Consider the following 18687-nt stretch of genomic DNA (forward strand, 5'->3'; position numbering starts at 1 on the left):
GAACCACTGGGCGGGCGATTCGTAAATAGCCGATGACCCAGTGGAGGTAGCGATGGCAGCGACGAGTCAGCGGGCACGGCGGCGGGCCGTGCCCCCGGTCTTACGGGCGCGATGGGTGGTGATCACGTTCGTCGTGGTCAACGTCGCCGTCGTCGAGGTGCTGTTCCTCGCCGCGGGGGAGGGCAAGAACGGCACCCTCACCGTGGCGAAGTTCTTCGGGTTGCACGCCGCACTGCTCATCATGTTCCAGCTGCTGCTCGTCGCCCGGCTGCCCTGGCTGGACCGTCGCGTCGGGATGGACCGGCTCACCGTCTGGCACCGCTGGATCGGGTTCACGCTGCTGTGGACCATCCTCACCCACGCCACCCTGATCATCCTCGGCTACGCCCAGCACGACCACGCCTCGTTCGGCGGGACCTTCCTCTCGCTCGCCGGGGTCACCGCCACCCTGCTCGGCATGTCCGCCGCCGCCACCATCGTCATCGTCGGGGTCGTCTCCACCCGCCCCCTCCGCCGCCGCCTCGGCCACGACACCTGGCATGCGCTGCACCTGCTCGTCTACCTCGCGCTCGGGCTCGCCTTCGGCCACCAGCTACTCGAGACCACCACCTTCCGGTCCTCCGTGTTCGCCACCGTCTACTGGTGGGCGCTGTGGCTCGGCGCATTCGGCGCGCTCCTCGTCGGACGGTTCGTGGTTCCCTTGTGGCGCAACGCCTACCACCAGTTCCGGGTACAGGCCGTCGTGCCCGAGGCGGACGACGTCGTGTCCGTGTACGTGACCGGCCGCCACCTCGACCGGCTCCCGGCCCGCGCGGGACAGTTCTGCGTCTGGCGGTTCCCCGGCCACAACAACTGGTGGCTCGCCAACCCGTTCTCCCTGTCCGCCGCCCCCAACGGACACACCCTGCGCCTCACCGCGAAGGCCGTCGGCGCCACCAGCGCGGGGCTGCGCCGCGTCCCGGTCGGCAGCCGCGTGTTCCTGGAAGGCCCGTACGGCGCGTTCACGTCACTGCACCGCACCCGGCCAGGGGTCGTGCTCATCGCGGGCGGCGTCGGGATCACCCCCATCCGGGCGCTGCTCGAGGAGCGGCCCGCGGGTGACGTCATCGTCCTCTACCGGGTGCGGGAACCCCGCGAAGCGGTGCTGTTCAACGAGGTCCGGCAGTTGGCCCGGCGCGTGCACCTGCTCACCGGCCGCACCGCCGACGGCGCCCGGCCCTTCGACCCCGCGACGATGCGGGCCGCCATCCCGGACATCACCGACCGCGACGTGTACGTCTGCGGCCCGGCGGCCATGACCGCCGCCGTCCTCGACGCGCTCAAGAAGATCGGCGTCCCCGCCACCCAGGTCCACGCCGAGAAGTTCACCCTCGCCTGAACACGACAGGACGTGGTCGGGTCACCGAACCGGCGGTTCGAAGGTCGGTTCCGCCGCGTCCGAACCGCGCCACAGGTACCTGGTCACCGCCAACCCGATCTCGCGTTCCTCGGCCGGGTTGGCCGGCAGCGGCCAGCGCAGTTGCTCGTACAACCGCACCCGGTACAGGTCGAACGCCGCCTCCAACAGGTCCCCGAACGCCCGCGCCCGCCCCGGCAGCCAACCCCACAACGCCAACCCGAACACCGCCAACCCCACCGGAACCGCCCACAACGCGAACACCCCGAACCCCACGAACGACAACCCCCACAACCCGGCCCCCACCGCACCCGTCATCGCCTGCCGTGCCGCACTCAGCTCCGCCCGCGCGGTGTCCGGCAGCAGCAACCACAGCCGCGGCCACACCACCACCGCGTCCAACCCGTACTTGTCGAAGGGCAGGCTCTCCGCCGTGCGCAGGATGTTCCCCACCCGCGTCGGCATCCGCCGGTAGGGCACCGCGGGCTCGCGACGCAGCCGCCGGTCCAGCCGCAGGTACTCCGCGAAGTCCACCGGCGCCAGCGACGGATCACCCGCCGCGATCCGCCCGTGCAGCTCCTGAAACCGCGCGTCCCCGACCGGCGCGCCCGGACGCCACAACCGCAACGCCCACAACGGCCAGTAACCCTCCACCACATGCAGCATCGGCTCGGTCAACCGGCCGACCACCACCGCCGAACCACCCACCACGGCGAGCCCGCCGGCCAGCACCAGCCCACGCGCCGCCAGCGAGTCCACCGTAGACACACCGCCCCACGCGACCACGCCGCCCAGCCAGAACAGCAACGCCGGCACGGCCAACCCGAACCACCGGTCCGCGAGCTTCCCGCCCGCCGCCTCCCAGAACTTCGTCAGCACGTCAGCCCCGCACCAACACGACGCTGTGGGTCCCGCACGTCGGCACCGGCACCCCCACCTTCGGCCGGTACCACACCACGTCCCGGTTGACCGGACACACGAACCGGTCCGCCGTTACCGGCTCACCCTGACCCGGTAACGGCTCGAAACCCCGCACCGCGCCCGCGGGATCCGCCAACGCCCGCTCCACCCACGCGACCACCGCGTCGTCCGACGCCAGCACCGCACGCAACCGCGGGACCCGCTCCCGCGGCGGACCGTCCAACGCGGCGCCGATCCGCGCGTCAAGGTCCGCCGCGCGCGCACCCACCAGCTCCGGCAGGAACGGCCGGACCAACCGCGCCACCTCGACGAGATCCTCCACAGTCACTCCATCCCGCGAACCCACCAGGAAACCGACGAACCGTGACATACGTCGACCGGGCCGTCCACCTTGTTAACGGCCGGCTCACACCACGCGACACCCGGGCCATGGGGTGGTTCTCCGGGGTGAAAGTAAGACGTGGCGTCACGGCCGCGTCCGCGGCCTTCGACGCGGGTGAGTACCAGCGGGCGATCAGCCTCGGACAGGACGCCGCCGCGCTCGCCCACCAGAACCACCGGTTCACCGACGAGACCCTCGTGCTCCTCGTCCTCCACCGCGCCCACGGCACGCTCGGCGACCTCGACGCCGCCCGCCGGGCACTCGACGCCGCCCGCGCCGCCGCCACCAGCGACCGGTCGGCCGTGCGACCACTGCTGACCTGGCACGTCGAGCACGCGCAGGCCATCCTCCACGACATCAACTTCGAGCCACAGGCCGCGATGGCCGCGTTCGACCGGGCCATCGAGGCCATCGACGGCGCCCTCCAGATCCCCGGCGTGCAACTCTTCGGCGGCGCCCGCGCGCTCGCCCACTACCGGCGGCAGACCCTGCTCGGCATCGCCGACCTCCTCGGCCGCGGCGGCCGCATCGGCGAAGCACTGACCCGCAACGCCGACGTCATCGACTCCGCGTCGACCGACCGCGACGGCCCCCTGCTCATCGCGGCCCTGGCGGACCGGTCCTGGCTCCTGCGGATCGTCAACGACGACGACGAGGCCGCACGCGTCATCGACCGGGCCGCCAACGCGCTCGCCGAGGTCGACTTCAGCACCACACACCGGTCCGCCGTCCTCACCGCCATGACCCGCGTCGGGCTCGAGGTCGCGCGCCTGCAAGCACTGGCCGGCAACGGAGAGGGCCTCGACGAGGCCTTCGCCCAGGCCCGCGACGTGGTCGATCGGGAAGGCACCCCCGACCTGCTGAGCGAGGTGCTCGCCGCCGAGGTGGAGGTCGCGTTGCAGCTCGGCCGCACCGACCACGCGCTCACCGTCGCCAGGACCCTGCAGGGCGTGAAAGGCACCACCGGCATCATCAGGCTGCGGAGCCTGCAGAGCCAGGCGATGGCCCTCGCCGCCGGCGAGCGGTACGACGAGGCCCACACCTGCTTCGCCGAGCTCCTGCCCCGCTGCGCCGAGACCGACCAACCCGTCACCGGCTTCCACATGTCCCTGCTCGCCGCCCACGTCGCGGCGAAGCTCGGCAGGACCGGTGACGCCGTCGCCCGGATCCGCCACGCCGTGCGCGACTACGGCACCATCAGCGCCGCCGTCGGCACCACCGCCACCCGCGACCGGCTCCTCGCCGGTGACGCGAGCCAGCGCGCCGAGTGCTTCGCCGTCGCCGCGGCCGGCGCCGCCGACCGCGTGCCCGAGGCGGGTCTCGCCGCCATCGAGGTGGCCGAGACCTGGCGCGAGGACACCCTCGCCGGCACCCTGCGCGCCAACCACCAGAACCTGCCCGCCGACGTGCACGACCTCGTCACCCGCATCGACGCCCTCCGCGCCGCCGTCGCGCAACCGCCGTCCGCCGCGTCGCTCGACGACTCGTTCGACCCGCGCGTCCACGGTGAGTCCCGGCTCCGAAGCCAACTCGACCTCCTGCGTGGCCAGCTCGCCCACACGGTCGGCGAGGCCTTCGCCCGCGGCTACGTGCCCGCGCCGGTCTCCGTCGAGGACATCCTCGCGGCCTGCGGCGACCGGGCACTCCTGTCGATCACCCCGACCGAGGGGGAGCGGGACGGCCTCGTCGCCGGGTACACGGTGTGGGCCATCCCCGGCGAACAGCCGCGAATCCGGCGGTTCCAGCTGACGGCGGCCGCGTCCACACTGGTACGCGTGCTGCACACCGGCCGGCCGGACCACGACACGTTCCCGGCGGCCTGGCGGGACGTCCGCGACGAGCTGGCCGACCTGCTGCTGCCCGCGAAGTTCCGCGCCTGGCTCACGACCCGGACCACACAGGTCGTCGCCTGCGCCGACGGCGTGCTCCGCAACCTGCCCATCGCCGCGCTACCCGTCGCCGACCGGACCGTCCTGGCCGACTGCGCGGTCGTCAACCGGTTGCCCCTGCTGCGCCTCGCCGCCCAGAGTCCACCCGAGACGAAGCCGGACGGGCCGCTGCGTGTCCTCGGCGTGTTCGAACCGGGACTCGGCGGCGCCGTCGGCGAGCGCGCCACGCTCCGCGAACTGCACGACGTCGGCCGCGTCACCCTCACCGAGGTCACCGGCCCGACCCCGTTGATCACCGCGCTGACCGAGCACCGGTTCGACCTGCTCGTACTGTCCACCCACGGCTCCGGCGCCGGCCTGGACTACCGGTTCCACCTCCCCGACGGCGACCTCGCCGTCGCGTCGCTGCTGCGGATGCGGGTGCCGCCGACCGTCGTCGCCGCGGCCTGCTACTCCGGCACGGACGCCGGCACCGACGCCACCGGCGCGCTCGCGCTGCTGCTGTCCAGCGGCGCCCGTGACGTCGTCACCGGATCGTGGTCACTGCCCGACGGGCGGACCGGCACGCTGCTTTCCGAGGTGTACCGGACACTCGACGGCACCACCGCGCTACCGGAGCTGATCACCCGCGCACAACGCGAGGCGCACCTGCGGCTGCACGCCGCCAACCCGCTGTCGTGGGCCGGGCTCGTGGCGACGTCAATGCGCTAGGTGGTCCCGCAACGCGTCCAGCACCGCCACCTGACCCTTGACCAGCTTCTCCCGCGCCACCTCGACCGTCACCCACTCGGCCCGGTCGACCTCGGGGAACTCCCGCATGCGGCCCGACCCACGCGGCCACTCCAGCTCGAACGTGTTGCTGTGGAACCCCGCGAGGTCGAAGTCGCCCTCGACCGCGAACGTCGTGACGGTCTTGCCGCCGGACTGCTTCACCGTGCCCAACGGAATCGCGGGCCCCTCGGGCGGCGCCGACCCCATCTCCTCCTCGAACTCCCGCACGGCCGCGTGCCACGGCTCCTCGTCGGTGTACTCGCCCTTCGGGATGGACCACGCGCCCGCGTCCTTGCGTGCCCAGAACGGGCCGCCCATGTGCGCGATGAGGACTTCCAGGGACTCCCCGCGACGGAACAACAACAACGCGGCGCTGGTCTTGGGCATGCCGGTCACCCTAGTGAAGCGGCGTGCGCCGGCACGTCCAGGACGCGGCAGGTCGGCGGGGTCCGCGTTCGTAGACTCCGAGACGTGCGTATCAGGGACGTTCACCTCACGCCGGTCGCCTTCCGCGACCCGCCGCTGCTGAACACCGTCGGCGTGCACGAGCCGTTCGCGCTGCGGACGATCGTCGAGGTGGTCGCCGAGGACGGCACCGCCGGCCTCGGCGAGTCCTACGGCGACGCCAAGCACCTCACCCGCCTGCGGGCCGCGGCCGCGGCACTGACCGGCGTCGACGTCTGGCACCGCCACGAGCTCGCCCGCCGCGTCCGCGGGTCGCTCGACGACGGGGTCGGCGGGCACGGCATGTCCGGCATGGTCACCGGCAGCAGCACCGCCGACCGCGTGCTCTCGCCGTTCGAGGTCGCGTGCCTGGACATCCAGGGCAAGATCATCGGCCGCCCGGTGAGCGACCTGCTCGGCGGCGCCGTGCGCGACCGGGTCGACTACAGCGCCTACCTGTTCTACAAGTGGGCCGGACACCCCGGCGCCCCCGAGGACGAGTGGGGCGCGGCCCTCGACCCCGGCCAGCTCGTCGCCCAGGCCAGGCGGATCGTCGACGACTACGGCTTCGGCGCGATCAAGGTCAAGGGCGGCGTGTTCGCGCCCCAGGACGAGATCGCCGCGATCCGGGCGCTCGCCGAGGAGTTCCCGGACCACCCGCTGCGGCTCGACCCGAACGGCGCGTGGAGCGTGCGCACCTCGATCCGCGTGGCCGAGGAGCTGGACGGGGTGCTGGAGTACCTGGAGGACCCGACCACCGGCATGACCGGCATGGCCATGGTCGCCCGCGAGGCGCCGATGCCCCTGGCCACCAACATGTGCGTGGTCGCGTTCGACCACCTGCGGCCGGCCGTCGAGCAGGACGCCGTCCAGGTGATCCTGTCCGACCACCACTTTTGGGGCGGCCTCCACCGGTCCCGGTCACTGGCCGGGATCTGCGACACCTTCGGGCTGTCGCTGTCCATGCACTCCAACTCGCACCTGGGCATCAGCCTCGCGGCCATGACCCACCTCGCCGCGGCCACCCCCAACCTGACCTACGCGTGCGACACGCACTGGCCGTGGAAGGCCGCCGAGGACGACGTGATCGTCCCCGGCGCACTGCGGTTCGCCGGCGGCGCCGTGCCCGTGCCGACCGGACCCGGCCTGGGCGTCGAACTGGACCGGGACGCACTCGCCCGGCTGCACGAGCAGTACCTGGCCTGCGGCCGCACCGAACGCGACGACACCGGCTACTACCGGCGCGTCCACGACGCGCACTTCGACCCGACACCACCGCGCTGGTGACCGTCTCACCTCTGTCCATTGTGGACATGAGTTAGGAATGGGCCTCGGTCAACCGCAGCAGCGAGTCGAGCGCGGGGTTGCCGTGCCCGGCGCGCCACACGCAGTGCGTCTCCACGATGTCCGGCCGCAGCCCGGCGATCTCCGTGAACGCCAGGTTGGGCAGCCGCAGCCGCGCCGCCGACCTCGGCACGAGCCCGACACCGACACCCGCGTCGATCAGCGCGAGCAGGCTGTGCACCTGGCTGACCTGCTGCACGTACCGCGGCTCGACACCAGCGGTGTGGAACACGCTGATCACGAGCTCCTGCAGGTACCGGGCCGCGATCGGCGTGTAGGTGACCACGTCGTGCCGGCCGATGTCGGTCAGCGCCGGTGGCCTGCCCAGCTCGGCGAGGGCATGACCGCGCGGGCAGGCGAGGATCAGGCTCTCGACGTGCACGCGCCGGGTGTTGAGCACCTCCGACGCCGGCACGCCACGCGCGAGCCCCACGTGGAGGTCACCCGCGAGCAGGGCGTCCACCTGGTCCCGGGTGACCATCTCGGTGAGCGTCAGCTCGACCGCCGGCAGGTGCTGGGAGATCGTGCGGATCCACGCGCCCAGCACGGTCAGCGCCGAGATCGCGGTGAACCCGAGGCGCAGGTTGCCTGCCGTGCCGCGGGCCGCGTTGCGTGCGGTGATCGGCGCCGCCTCGGCCAGGCTCAGCATGCGTCTGGCCTCCGGCAGGAACGCCTCGCCGGCCGGGGTGAGCAGCACCGCGCGCGGCGTCCTGACCAGCAGCAGCACCTCCAGTGCGCGCTCGAGCTTCTGCACCTGCCGCGACAGCGGCGGCTGGGTGATCCGCAGCCGCGCCGCGGCCCGGCCGAAGTTGCCCTCCTCGGCGACGGCGACGAACCCGCGGAGCTGCTCGAGCGTGAACGACATGCCCGGAAGGTATCGCAGAATGCGTTGTTGGACTTAGACAGGTATCGGACGCGGTCATAGTCTCGGAGACAGTCGCCCGACACCGATGGAGCCTGCCTTGACGCTGAGTCCGGAAACCCTGCGCGACACACTCGGCACGGGGTTGCTGTCGTTCCCCGTCACGCACGCCACCGCGGACCTCGCGTTCGACGAGGACGCCTACCGCGAGCACGTGGCCTGGCAGTCGTCCTTCGCCGCCGCCGGCCTGTTCGCGGCCGGCGGCACGGGCGAGTTCCCCGCGCTGACCCCCGCCGAGGTCGCCCAGGTCGTGCGGGCCGCGGTCCAGGCCGCCGGGAGCACCCCGGTGCTCGCCCCCGCCGGCTACGGCACGGCGCAGGCCGTCGCCATGGCCCGCGACGCCGAGACCGCCGGCGCGTCCGGCCTCCTCCTGCTCCCGCCGTACCTGACCGAGGTGCCGCAGGAAGGGCTGGTCCAGCACGTCAGGGCCGTGTGCGCGGCGACCTCGCTCGGCGTGATCGTGTACCACCGGGCCAACGCCCGGTACACCTACGACACCACCGCGCGCCTCGCCGACGACTGCCCCAACCTGATCGGCTTCAAGGACGGCGTCGGCAACGTCGACCTCATGACCCGCGTCCACGCGAAGCTGGGGCGGCGGCTGCTGTCGATCGGCGGCCTGCCCACCGCGGAGACCTACGCCCTGCCGTACCTGGAAATGGGCGTCACCACCTACTCGTCGGCGATCTTCAACTTCGCGCCGGCGTGGGCGCTGGAGTTCTACGCCGCCGTCCGCGCCCGCGACACCGACACCGTGTACCGCAAGCTGGACGAGTTCGTCCTCCCGTACATCGAGATTCGCGACCGGCGCAACGGGTACGCGGTGTCGATCGTGAAGGCGGGGCTGCGCGCGGTGGGCCGTGACGCGGGTCCCGTGCGACCCCCCTTGGCGGATCTGACGCCGAGCGAGTTCGATGAGCTCAGGACACTCGTGGAGAAGGTGAAGCTTGCATGACCGCCACACTGGCTTTGACGGGATCGATGCTGATCGGCGCTTCCGACGTGCGGGGGAGCGGCGGCGAGGTCCGCGGCGTGAACCCGGCGACCGGCGAGGCACTGGAACCCGTATACGGGCTCGGCGACGAGTCCGATGTGGACACCGCGGTCTCGCTGGCCTGGCAGGCGTTCCCGGCCTACCGGGCGACCACGCTGGCGGCCCGGTCCGCGTTCCTCGGGACCGTCGCGGACAACATCGACGCGCTCGGTGACACGCTCGTGTCGCGTGTCGTCGCGGAGACCGGCATCCCCGCACCGCGGGTGCGGATGGAGCTGGGCCGCACCACCAACCAGCTGCGGCTGTTCGCGTCCGTGGTGGCCGACGGCCGGTTCCTCGGCGCCCGGCTCGACACGCCGGACCCCGACCGCACGCCGCTGCCCAAGCCGGACCTGCGTCAGCGGAAGATCCCCCTCGGCCCGGTCGCGGTCTTCTCGGCCAGCAACTTCCCGCTCGCGTTCTCCGTCGCGGGCGGCGACACCGCGTCCGCCCTGGCGGCCGGCGCGCCCGTCGTCGTCAAGGCCCACAGCGCCCACCCCGGCACGTCCGAGCTGGTCGGCCGCGCCATCCGCGCCGCGGTGGCTGAGCACAACCTGCCCGAGGGCGTGTTCTCACTGCTCTTCGGCGACGGCCGCACCCTCGGCACCGCCCTGGTCAGGCACCCGCGGATCGCGGCGGTCGGCTTCACCGGCTCCCGCTCCGGCGGACTCGCACTGGTCGCCGCCGCACAGTCCCGCCCGGCGCCGATCCCCGTGTACGCCGAGATGTCCTCGGTGAACCCCGTGATCCTGCTGCCCGGCGCGCTCGCGTCGTCCGGCGCCTCGCTCGGCACCGCGTTCGTGACCTCGCTGACCACCTCGGCCGGGCAGCTGTGCACCAACCCCGGCCTGGTGTTCGCGCTCGGCGACCCGACGGACTTCCTCGCCGCCGCCGGGGAGGCCGTGCGGGCGGCGCCGGGCGCGGCGATGCTGACCGCCACGATCCAACAGTCCTACGTGGCCGGGGTGAGTCGGCTCGTCGACGCGGCCGGCGTCGACGAGGTGGCCCTGGGCGGCGCCGACGACACCATCGCCGCGTGCGGCCAGGCCGGGCTGTTCGTCACCGACGGCGACACCTTCCTGGCCGAACCCGCGCTGCAGCAGGAGGTGTTCGGCGCGGCCTCGCTCGTCGTGCGGGTGCGTGACGTCGCACAGCTCGACGAGATCCTCTCCACCCTGGAAGGACAGCTGACCGCGACCGTCCACGCCGACGAGACCGACCACGGCACCGTCACCGAGCTGCTGCCGACCCTGGAGCTGCTGGCCGGCCGCGTGCTCTACGGCGGCTGGCCGACCGGCGTCGAGGTCGGCCACGCGGTCGTGCACGGCGGCCCGTTCCCCGCGACGTCCACACCGTCGACCACCTCGGTCGGCACTCTCGCCATAGAGCGGTGGCTGCGGCCGGTCGCCTACCAGAACCTGCCGTCCGCCCTGCTGCCGGCGGAGCTGCGGGACGGCAACCCCCTCGACATCCCGCGACTGCGTGACGGGGCCGCCGAGTGACACCCCCGCTCGTCACGGGGTACCGGGTCGTCCCGGTCGCGGGCCAGGACAGCATGCTGCTCAACCTGAGCGGCGCGCACGGCCCGTACTTCACGCGGAACCTGCTGATCCTCACCGACTCCGACGGCCGCACCGGCGTCGGCGAGGTGCCCGGCGGCACGTCGATCACCGACACGCTGACCGAGGCACGCGACCTGGTGGCCGGCGCCCGGGTCAGCGACCACAACGCCGTGCTGGCCGCGGTGGCCGCGCGGTTCGGCGCGCGGGACGCGGCCGGACGAGGGCCGCAGACCTTCGACCAGCGGGTCGCCGTGCACGTCCGCACGGCCATCGAGGCCGCGATGCTGGACCTGCTCGGCCAGTACCTGGAGGTGCCGGTCGCGGCACTCCTGGGCGACGGCCAGCGCCGGGATCGCGTGCGGGCGTTGGGATACCTGTTCTTCGTGGGGGACAGTTCGAGAACCGACCTCGGCTACCGGGCCGGCGACGGTGACGACTGGTTCGCCGTACGCGATCGCGAGGCCCTCGACGCGGCCGGGATCGTGGCCCAGGCGGAGGCCGCCCGGAAGCGGTACGGGTTCACCGACTTCAAGCTCAAGGGCGGCGTGCTGCCGGGCGAGGCCGAGGTCGAGGTCATCCGTGCCCTGGCCGCCCGCTTCCCGGACGCCGACCTGACACTCGACCCCAACGGCGGCTGGCTGCTGCGGGACGCGATCCGGCACGGGCACGCGCTGCGGGACGTGCTCGCCTACGCCGAGGACCCGTGCGGCGCGGAGGACGGCTACTCCGGGCGCGAGACCCTGGCGGAGTTCCGCCGCGCCACCGGATTGCGGACCGCCACCAACATGGTCGCCACCGACTGGCGGCAGCTCGGCCACGCCGTACGCCAGTCCGCCGTGGACATCCCGCTCGCGGACCCGCACTTCTGGACCATGCGGGGCTCGGTGCGGGTGGCGCAGCTGTGCGAGGCATGGGGGCTGACGTGGGGGTCGCACTCGAACAACCACTTCGACGTGTCGCTGGCGATGTTCACCCACGTCGCGGCCGCCGCGCCGGGTGACATCACCGCCATCGACACCCACTGGATCTGGCAGGACGGCCAGCGCCTCACCGTCTCGCCGATTCCGTTGGTGGACGGGCATCTCACCGTGCCGGCCGCGCCCGGCCTCGGCGTCGAGCTCGACCTCGACCAGGTGGCGGCGGCCCACGAGCTGTACCGTCGAGCCGCACCCGGCGCCCGCGACGACACCGCCGCCATGCAGTACCTGGTGCCGGGATGGCGGTTCGACCCGAAGCGACCGTGTTTGGAGTCCGTGTGACCGTTCTGCAGGTCTGCCCGCTGCTGCCGTCGCTGGAGGAAGCGCTGCGCGCCAACTTCAAGATCGTGGAGTCGCCGGCCGACGACGTGGTCACCGCGATCACCTCCTCCCGGTACGGCGTCACCACCGAGCAGATGGACGCCATGCCGTCGCTGCGGGCGATCGTCCACTTCGGCGTCGGCTACGAGACGACGGACGTGTCCTACGCCCGGTCGAAGGGGATCGTCGTCAGCAACACCCCTGACGTGCTGAACGACTGCGTGGCGGACCTGGCCGTGGGCGGCCTGATCGACGTCCTCCGCCGCCTGTCGGCCGCGGACCGCTTCCTGCGGCGCGGCGACTGGGCCCACGACGCGTTCCCGCTGGCGGTGAAGGTGACCGGGAAGCGGGTCGGCATCCTGGGCCTGGGCCGCATCGGTGGGGCGATCGCCCACCGACTGGCGGCGTTCGACTGCGTGCTGAGCTACCACTCCCGCCACGAGGTGCCCGACGTGCCCTACCGGTACGCCGACTCGCCGGCGGCGCTGGCGGAGGCCGTTGACGTGCTCGTCGTGGCGACCTCGGGCGGGCAGGCCACAGCGGGGCTGGTGTCGGCGTCCGTGCTGGCGGCGTTGGGCCCGGCGGGCTATCTGGTCAACATCGCCCGAGGCAGTGTGGTCGACGAACCGGCACTGGTGGCGGCGCTGGAGTCCGGCACGATCGCGGGCGCGGCGCTGGACGTGTTCGCCGACGAGCCGAACGTGCCACCCGCGTTGCTGGGCATGGACAACGTCGTGCTGCTGCCCCACATCGCGAGCGCCACCACGGAGACCCGCGAGGCGATGGGGGACCTGGCGTTCCGCAACCTGCGTCAGTTCATGACCGACGGGACCCTGGTCACGCCGGTGCCGTGACCAGGTGGCGTGCCCCATCCACGTACTGCGCCACGCCGTCGCCGAAGGACCAGTCGGGCAGGTCGTTCTCGGTGAGGGTGACCAGGACGTTGCGGGGCTCGGTGCCCGCGTAGTCGTGTGCCAGCTCGGCGATCCGCCGGTAGAGCGCCTGCTTCTGCTCGACGGTACGCCCGCCCCGCAACGTGATCGCGACGAACACGATGTCGTCGTCGCGGCGCACGCCCAGGTAACCGGCGTCGTAGCGGACCGTGCCGGAGGCGCCGTCGTGGCTCGTCAACACCTGGAACAGGTCGTCCGGCGGGATGCCGATGGCGTCGACCAGGGCGTCGTGCACGGCCCGCCCGAGCGCGTCGAGCCGCGCGCTGTCGCCCCGCAGGGCGTCGATACGAACGAAGGGCATGTGTACATACTAGTAGGTACAGAGGTCGGGTGTCGATTCCCCGGGTTCCCGTTCGTGTCAGTGTCGATCGGCTGTCCGATGCGGAAGGATCACCGCCATGAAGCAGTACCTGCTGAGCATCTACCAGCCCGAGGGCAGGCCCGCGCCCGAGGTGCTTGCCAGGGTCACGAAGGACCTCGACGTCCTCAACCAACAGATGCGCAAGGCCGGCGCGTGGGTCTTCTCGGGCGCCCTGCACCCGCCGAGCACCGCCACCGTCCTGAAGGCCACCGACGACGAGATCCTGGTGACCGACGGCCCGTTCGTCGAGGCCAGGGAGTTCCTCGGCGGCTTCACGGTCGTCCAGGCGGCGGACCTCGACGAGGCGCTGGACTGGGGCCGCAGACTGGCCGCGGTGCTCACGCCGCTCTCGGTGGAGGTCCGGCCGTTCCAGTGACCGCACGCTCATGAATGTCGTCAGGTCGCTGGTGTTGTTCGTGCTGGCGGCGCTCGCCGAGATCGGCGGTGCGTGGCTGGTGTGGCAGGGCTGGCGTGCCGACCGCGGCCTGTGGTGGATCGCCGGCGGCGTCGTCGCGCTCGGCGCGTACGGGTTCGTGGCCACCTTCCAGCCCGACGCCCACTTCGGCCGGATCCTCGCCGCGTACGGCGGGGTCTTCGTCGCCGGCTCGCTGGCCTGGGGCGTCGTGGTCGACAAGTTCCACCCGGACCGGTGGGACTACCTCGGCGCCGCCATCTGCCTGGTCGGTGTCGCCGTGATCATGTACGCGCCACGCCGATGAGCGCCGCGGACGTGGCCGAGATCTTCCGGGCCGAGTACGGGCGCGCGGTGTCCGTGCTGGTCCGCGCGGTGGGCGACATCGGACTGGCCGAGGAGTGCGTGCAGGACGCGTTCGTCGAGGCGGTGCGCCGCTGGCCGGCCGACGGGCCGCCGCCGAGCCCGGCCGGCTGGCTGATCACGACCGCCCGCAACCGCGCCATCGACCGCCTGCGCCGCGAGGCCACCCGCGACGAGCGGCAGCGCCGGGCGCTCGACATGCTGGTGACGACCGGACCGGAGGAGGAGGGTGCGGTGCGCGACGACCGGCTGAGACTGATCTTCACCTGCTGCCACCCGGCACTCGCGCTCGGCGTCCGGGTCGCGCTCACCCTGCGGCTCATGGGCGGCCTGACCACCGCGGAGGTCGCCCGCGCGTTCCTGGTCACCGAGCCGGCCATGGCCCAGCGCCTGGTCCGCGCGAAGAACAAGATCCGCGACGCCGGCATCCCGTACCGCGTGCCGCACGAGGCCGACCTGCCCGAACGCGTCCGCGGCGTGCTGGCCGTGGTGTACCTGATCTTCAACGAGGGCCACCTGGCGCGCCCGGAGCTGGCCGCGGAGGCCATCCGTCTCGGCCGGCTGCTGGTGGCACTCATGCCCGACGAGCCGGAGGCGCTCGGCCTGCTGGCGCTGATGCTGCTGAGCGAGTCCCGCCGCCCGACCCGCACGACCCCCGGCGGCGACCTGGTCCTGCTGGCCGACCAGGACCGCACCCGCTGGGACCACGACCTGGTCACCGAGGGCCAGACGCTGGTGCGCGAGTGCCTGCGGCGCGACCAGCCGGGCCAGTACCAGCTGCAGGCCGCGATCAACGCCGTCCACAGCGACGCACCGTCCACCGGGGAGACCGACTGGGCGCAGATCGTCGCCCTGTACGACCAGCTCATGGCCGTCACGCCGACCCCGGTGGTGGCGTTGAACCGGGCGGTCGCGGTGGCCGAGGTCGCCGGTCCCGCCGCGGCGCTGCGCCTGGTCGACTCGCTCGAGCTGGACCGCTACCACCTGTACCACTCCGTCCGCGGCAACCTGCTCAACCGCGTGGGCCGCACCGGTGAGGCGACCGCCGCCTACGAGAAGGCACTGGCCAGGGCCACGACCGAGGCGGAACGCACCCTGCTGCGCCAGCTACTCGGCTGAGCCGAGGAAACCGGCGAGCGCCCGGCGAAGCTCGGCGACGTCCGTGCCCGCCCAGCCCACGTACCCGTCCGGCCGGACGAGCACCAGCGGACCGCCGGTCTCGGCCGGAGCCACCACTCGGACCCCGCTGACCTCGGCGGCGCCGACGAGCACGAAACGCCGCTCCCGCAGCTCCTCGTACAGGCGGCCGCCGCCGGCGAGCGGGATGTCCTCGGCGCGGGTACCGACCATCGCGTGCGCGCCGGCCGGCGCGGGGTAGCGGTAGCCGATGCCGCTGAGCTGCCCGGTGAGCTTCGCGCGGAGCCTGGGGACCGACAGCGCGGTGCCCGCGACGAAACCGCGGACGGCGCGACCCGCCGCCGAGCTGATCATGGCGGCGCGGATGAGCGCGCCACTGCTGCGCAGCACGGAGCGGCCGACCGGGTGCCGTTCGGCCTGGTAGGTGTCGAGCAGGGCCGCCGGGGCGCCAAGCAGCACCGCGGAGAGCTTCCAGCTCAGGTTGGCCGCGTCCTGCAGCCCGGTGTTCATGCCCTGCCCGCCGGCGGGCGAGTGCACGTGCGCGGCGTCCCCGGCCAGGAAGACGCGGCCGACCCGGTAGTGCGGGACCTGCCGCTCGTCGCTGTGGAAGCGGGACAGCCAGCGGGCGTCGTGCATGCCGAAGTCCGTGCCCAGTGCCCGCTTGGTGACCGCGCGGACCTCCTCCAGGTCGAGCGGCTCGCTGTCGGGCACGGACCGGTCGCGTTCCCAACCGAAGATCCGGTAGTAGCCGTCGCCGAAGGGCGCGACGAACGCGAACGCGTCACCGACCCCGTTGGCGGTCAGCACCTCCGGCGGCTCCTCGGTGACCAGCACGTCCGCCAGCATGATCGACCGCAGCACCGACCTGCCGGGGAACGGCTGGCCGATGGCGGCCCGCACCGCGCTGCGCAGTCCGTCGGCGCCCACCACGTACGCGGCGCGGTGGGCCGCGTCCTTCGTGGTGACCGTGACGCCGTCGCCGTCCTGTGTCAGGCCGGTGACCTCGGCGTCGTGCACGATCCGCGCGCCGGCCTGCTCCGCCCGGTCGAGCAGCAGGTGCTCGACGTTGAACTGCGGAGTGACCAGCAGGTATGGGAACCGGCCCGGCAGCGTGCCCAGGTCCACCTCGGCACGCTCGAACAGCCGCAGGGTCCGGAGCCGGGTCCCGGTGGCCACGAGCCGGTCGGCCACGCCCCGCGCGTCCAGCTGTTCCAGGGTGCGGGCGTGGACGGCGAACGCCCGCGAGAGGTTCGAGAGCGTGCCGTCCCGGCGCTCCAGCACGGTCACCTCGACACCGGCTTCGGCCAGGTCACCGGCGAGCAGGAGCCCGACGGGACCCGCGCCGACGACGATCACCTCGGTCATCACGACCTCCTATCCAACATATGTTGAATTCAGGTAACCACCGATCCATGGTCATGTCAACACACGTTGGCCTACAGTTGTTGACATGACCGGAGCACGGCGTTCGGACGCCACGAAGGACGCGATACTCGCCGCGGCGCGGGAGCGTTTCGCCCACGACGGCTACGACCGGGCGACCATCCGGGCCATCGCCCGGGACGCGGACATCGATCCGGCGATGGTCATGCGGTACTTCGGTTCGAAGGAGAAGCTGTTCGCGACGGCCGCGGAGTTCGAGCTGCGCCTGCCGGACCTCGCCGAGGTCCCGCCCGAGGCGCTGGGCCGCCGGATCGCGGCGCACGCGGTCGACCGGTGGGACAGGGACGAGACGCTCATGGCCCTGCTGCGGGCGGCGGTCACCAACCCGGCGGCGGCCGAGCGCATGCGGGAGATCTTCGCCGCACAGCTCGGCCCCGCGGTGGCGAAGGTCGCGCCCGACGAGGCCGCGACCCGGGCCGGCCTGGTCGCCACGCAGGTCCTGGGCCTCGTGCTGTCCCGCTACGTGCTGGGGCTACCGCCGATCGCCGCGATGGACCGGGACGAGCTGGTCGACTGGCTGGCCCCCACGCTGCAGCGGTACCTCACGGGTACGCGCACGGCAGGGTGACCCGGCGCGGCCGGGCGCCTTTTCTCAGCCGAGGTCCAGGACGTCGCCGACGAGGTCGACCGCGCTGCGGGAGGGGTCGCGGGCGGCGTTGTTGTAGACCTGTTCGGTGGTGTCGATGCTGCTGTGGCCGACGTCGGCCTGGACGTGGACCAGCTGGGCGCCGGCCTCGACGGCGGTGGTGACGTAGAAGTGGCGCAGGGCGTGCGGGTGCAGCGGGGTGTCGGCGGAGAGGCGTTGGAGCAGCTGCCAGACGGCCTGGCGGCGGTAGCGGTGGCCGGTGCGGGTGACCAGGAGGGGCGAGTCGCCGGGGACGGTGCGGCGGGTGAGGGTGGTGCCGGCGTCGGTGTCGCGTTCGCGGAGGTAGTCGGTGAGGGCGTGGTCGGCGGCCTCGTGCAGGTAGACGATGCGGGTCTTGCCGCCCTTGCCGTGCACGCGCAGGGCACGGCGGCCGCGGGTGACGTGGAGGTCACCGCGGTCGAGGCCGCAGAGCTCGCTGACCCGCAGGCCGAGGGTGAACAACGCGACGACGGCGGCGGCCCGGGCGGTGTCGAGCGCGCTGGCGCCGCGGCGGGGCGTGCGGGCGGCGGCGTAGAGGGCCTTGACCTGCGCGGTGGTCAGGACGACGGTGCCGGTGGTGCTGGCCGTGGCGGCCCCGAGCCCGAGCCGGCGTCGGTTGAGGGCCGCGGGGTTGCCGGCGGCGAGGCCGGTGTCGGCGAGGTGGGTGTAGAGGGCCTTGACGGTGGCGAGCATGCGGTCCCGGGTGGCGGCCGCGGAACCGGCGGTGGTGAGGGCGTCGAGCCAGGCCTTGACGTGCGTGGACGTCGCGGTGAGCGGGTCCACGCCACTGGACGCGCACCAGCGGAACCAGTGCAGGTGCCGGAACCGTCCCCGCGCCGCCGGGGGAGGGCGGTGCCGAGCTGGCTCCGCCGAGGGTGACGCGCCGAGCACTCGCACGTAGTGCGTGACGGCCGCAGGCCAACTGTTCGAAACCCACACAGTTTTCGCGGACTCGCCAGCGGGCGGCAACCAGTCACGAATGTCGGCCGCGGTTACGGGCAGGCCAAGCCCTTCCGCGTACGTACGCCTCGTGGCGCGGTTCCCGTAGCCCCCAAGCCACTCCGCGATCTCCTCCAGCAGCTCCGCTGGCCGGTCCACGCCTGGCCACGGCCCGTCCGACGCTCTCGTCAGCTCCCCTGTCGTCACGCCCACCATCTTAGCTACAAAAGCTCGGTTCTGTAGCTGACCTAGGTTGTGATTAAGATATATCTAACTGAGGTATCGAGTTATGAGAGTTAATACTAAAGTGACGAACTATGATCGATGTGGTCGTGGAAGCCGTCGAAACGGACTCGCTCTGCGGGTTCAGCCACTGCCGGGCGCCCCTGCCTGCCCCCGGACCGCGCGGAGGACGGCCGTTCGCCTACTGCCCGGACCGGACGTGGCCCGGCGGCAAGACCTGCAAGCAGCTCGCCGCGGCCCAGGACGCCC

18 protein-coding genes are annotated in these 18687 nt (G+C 72.6%); 11 read left to right on the top strand and 7 right to left on the bottom strand.

Going from position 1 to position 18687, the window contains the following annotated elements; genetic code table 11:
• Window positions 1–52: 52 nt before the first annotated feature.
• On the top strand, window positions 53–1378 hold the full coding sequence (locus tag VET29_RS30920; RefSeq protein WP_324927053.1) for a ferredoxin reductase family protein: 1326 nt from the start codon (window positions 53–55) through the stop codon (window positions 1376–1378).
• A gap of 21 nt (window positions 1379–1399) precedes the next feature.
• On the opposite strand, the gene VET29_RS30925 is transcribed toward VET29_RS30920, so the two are convergent.
• Together VET29_RS30925 and VET29_RS30930 are read right to left on the bottom strand one after the other, a co-directional pair.
• On the bottom strand, window positions 1400–2275 hold the full coding sequence (locus VET29_RS30925; protein ID WP_324927056.1) for a hypothetical protein: 876 nt from the start codon (window positions 2273–2275) through the stop codon (window positions 1400–1402).
• 1 nt (window position 2276) lies between these two features.
• Window positions 2277–2639 (bottom strand): hypothetical protein, encoded by a 363-nt coding sequence (locus tag VET29_RS30930; RefSeq protein WP_324927059.1) that lies wholly within the window; start codon window positions 2637–2639, stop codon window positions 2277–2279.
• 41 nt (window positions 2640–2680) lie between these two features.
• Here VET29_RS30930 and VET29_RS30935 point away from each other — a divergent pair, with 41 nt between their 5' ends.
• Window positions 2681–5299 carry a CHAT domain-containing protein gene (locus VET29_RS30935; protein WP_324927062.1) on the top strand — a complete coding sequence of 873 codons (2619 nt, stop codon included), beginning with the start codon at window positions 2681–2683 and terminating at the stop codon, window positions 5297–5299.
• Here VET29_RS30935 and VET29_RS30940 read toward each other — a convergent pair.
• Window positions 5288–5746, bottom strand: coding sequence for an NUDIX domain-containing protein (locus VET29_RS30940; protein WP_324927065.1), 459 nt, complete (start codon window positions 5744–5746; stop codon window positions 5288–5290). The genes VET29_RS30935 and VET29_RS30940 overlap by 12 nt on opposite strands.
• An 84-nt stretch (window positions 5747–5830) precedes the next feature.
• Here VET29_RS30940 and VET29_RS30945 point away from each other — a divergent pair, with 84 nt between their 5' ends.
• Window positions 5831–7090: a glucarate dehydratase family protein gene (locus tag VET29_RS30945; RefSeq protein WP_324927068.1), complete on the top strand. Its 1260-nt coding sequence runs from the start codon at window positions 5831–5833 to the stop codon at window positions 7088–7090.
• A 31-nt stretch (window positions 7091–7121) separates the two neighbouring features.
• On the opposite strand, the gene VET29_RS30950 is transcribed toward VET29_RS30945, so the two are convergent.
• Window positions 7122–8012, bottom strand: a complete 891-nt coding sequence (locus VET29_RS30950) for a LysR substrate-binding domain-containing protein (protein WP_324927071.1) — start codon at window positions 8010–8012, stop codon at window positions 7122–7124.
• Between the two features lie 85 nt (window positions 8013–8097).
• Here VET29_RS30950 and kdgD point away from each other — a divergent pair, with 85 nt between their 5' ends.
• From kdgD to VET29_RS30970, 4 genes are read left to right on the top strand one after another with little or no spacing between them, the layout of a single operon-like run.
• Window positions 8098–9024 carry a 5-dehydro-4-deoxyglucarate dehydratase gene (kdgD, locus tag VET29_RS30955; RefSeq protein ID WP_324927074.1) on the top strand — a complete coding sequence of 309 codons (927 nt, stop codon included), beginning with the start codon at window positions 8098–8100 and terminating at the stop codon, window positions 9022–9024.
• Window positions 9021–10604 (top strand): aldehyde dehydrogenase (NADP(+)), encoded by a 1584-nt coding sequence (locus VET29_RS30960; protein ID WP_324927077.1) that lies wholly within the window; start codon window positions 9021–9023, stop codon window positions 10602–10604. The genes kdgD and VET29_RS30960 overlap by 4 nt, the downstream gene beginning before the upstream one ends.
• Window positions 10601–11923, top strand: coding sequence for an enolase C-terminal domain-like protein (locus VET29_RS30965; protein WP_324927080.1), 1323 nt, complete (start codon window positions 10601–10603; stop codon window positions 11921–11923). The genes VET29_RS30960 and VET29_RS30965 overlap by 4 nt, the downstream gene beginning before the upstream one ends.
• Window positions 11920–12816: a 2-hydroxyacid dehydrogenase gene (locus VET29_RS30970; protein ID WP_324927085.1), complete on the top strand. Its 897-nt coding sequence runs from the start codon at window positions 11920–11922 to the stop codon at window positions 12814–12816. The genes VET29_RS30965 and VET29_RS30970 overlap by 4 nt, the downstream gene beginning before the upstream one ends.
• On the opposite strand, the gene VET29_RS30975 is transcribed toward VET29_RS30970, so the two are convergent.
• Window positions 12800–13216, bottom strand: coding sequence for a tautomerase family protein (locus tag VET29_RS30975; RefSeq protein WP_324927088.1), 417 nt, complete (start codon window positions 13214–13216; stop codon window positions 12800–12802). The genes VET29_RS30970 and VET29_RS30975 overlap by 17 nt on opposite strands.
• Window positions 13217–13313: 97 nt before the next feature.
• On the opposite strand from VET29_RS30975, the gene VET29_RS30980 reads away from it, so the two are divergent.
• From VET29_RS30980 to VET29_RS30990, 3 genes are read left to right on the top strand one after another with little or no spacing between them, the layout of a single operon-like run.
• On the top strand, window positions 13314–13652 hold the full coding sequence (locus tag VET29_RS30980) for a YciI family protein (protein WP_324927091.1): 339 nt from the start codon (window positions 13314–13316) through the stop codon (window positions 13650–13652).
• Window positions 13653–13662: 10 nt separating this feature from the next.
• Window positions 13663–13995: a YnfA family protein gene (locus VET29_RS30985; RefSeq protein ID WP_324927094.1), complete on the top strand. Its 333-nt coding sequence runs from the start codon at window positions 13663–13665 to the stop codon at window positions 13993–13995.
• Window positions 13992–15170, top strand: coding sequence for an RNA polymerase sigma factor (locus tag VET29_RS30990; protein ID WP_324927097.1), 1179 nt, complete (start codon window positions 13992–13994; stop codon window positions 15168–15170). Before VET29_RS30985 ends, VET29_RS30990 begins: the two co-directional genes overlap by 4 nt.
• On the opposite strand, the gene VET29_RS30995 is transcribed toward VET29_RS30990, so the two are convergent.
• Entirely contained in the window at window positions 15159–16553 is a 1395-nt protein-coding gene (locus VET29_RS30995; protein WP_324927099.1) for an FAD-dependent oxidoreductase, read from the bottom strand. The genes VET29_RS30990 and VET29_RS30995 overlap by 12 nt on opposite strands.
• An 85-nt stretch (window positions 16554–16638) precedes the next feature.
• Here VET29_RS30995 and VET29_RS31000 point away from each other — a divergent pair, with 85 nt between their 5' ends.
• Window positions 16639–17199, top strand: a complete 561-nt coding sequence (locus tag VET29_RS31000; RefSeq protein ID WP_324927102.1) for a TetR family transcriptional regulator — start codon at window positions 16639–16641, stop codon at window positions 17197–17199.
• Window positions 17200–17223: 24 nt separating this feature from the next.
• Here VET29_RS31000 and VET29_RS31005 read toward each other — a convergent pair whose 3' ends face one another.
• Window positions 17224–18411, bottom strand: coding sequence for a tyrosine-type recombinase/integrase (locus VET29_RS31005; protein ID WP_324927105.1), 1188 nt, complete (start codon window positions 18409–18411; stop codon window positions 17224–17226).
• Window positions 18412–18687: the final 276 nt, after the last annotated feature.

It is taken from the genome of Actinophytocola sp. (assembly GCF_035634895.1).
Classification (GTDB): Bacteria; Actinomycetota; Actinomycetes; order Mycobacteriales; family Pseudonocardiaceae; genus Actinophytocola.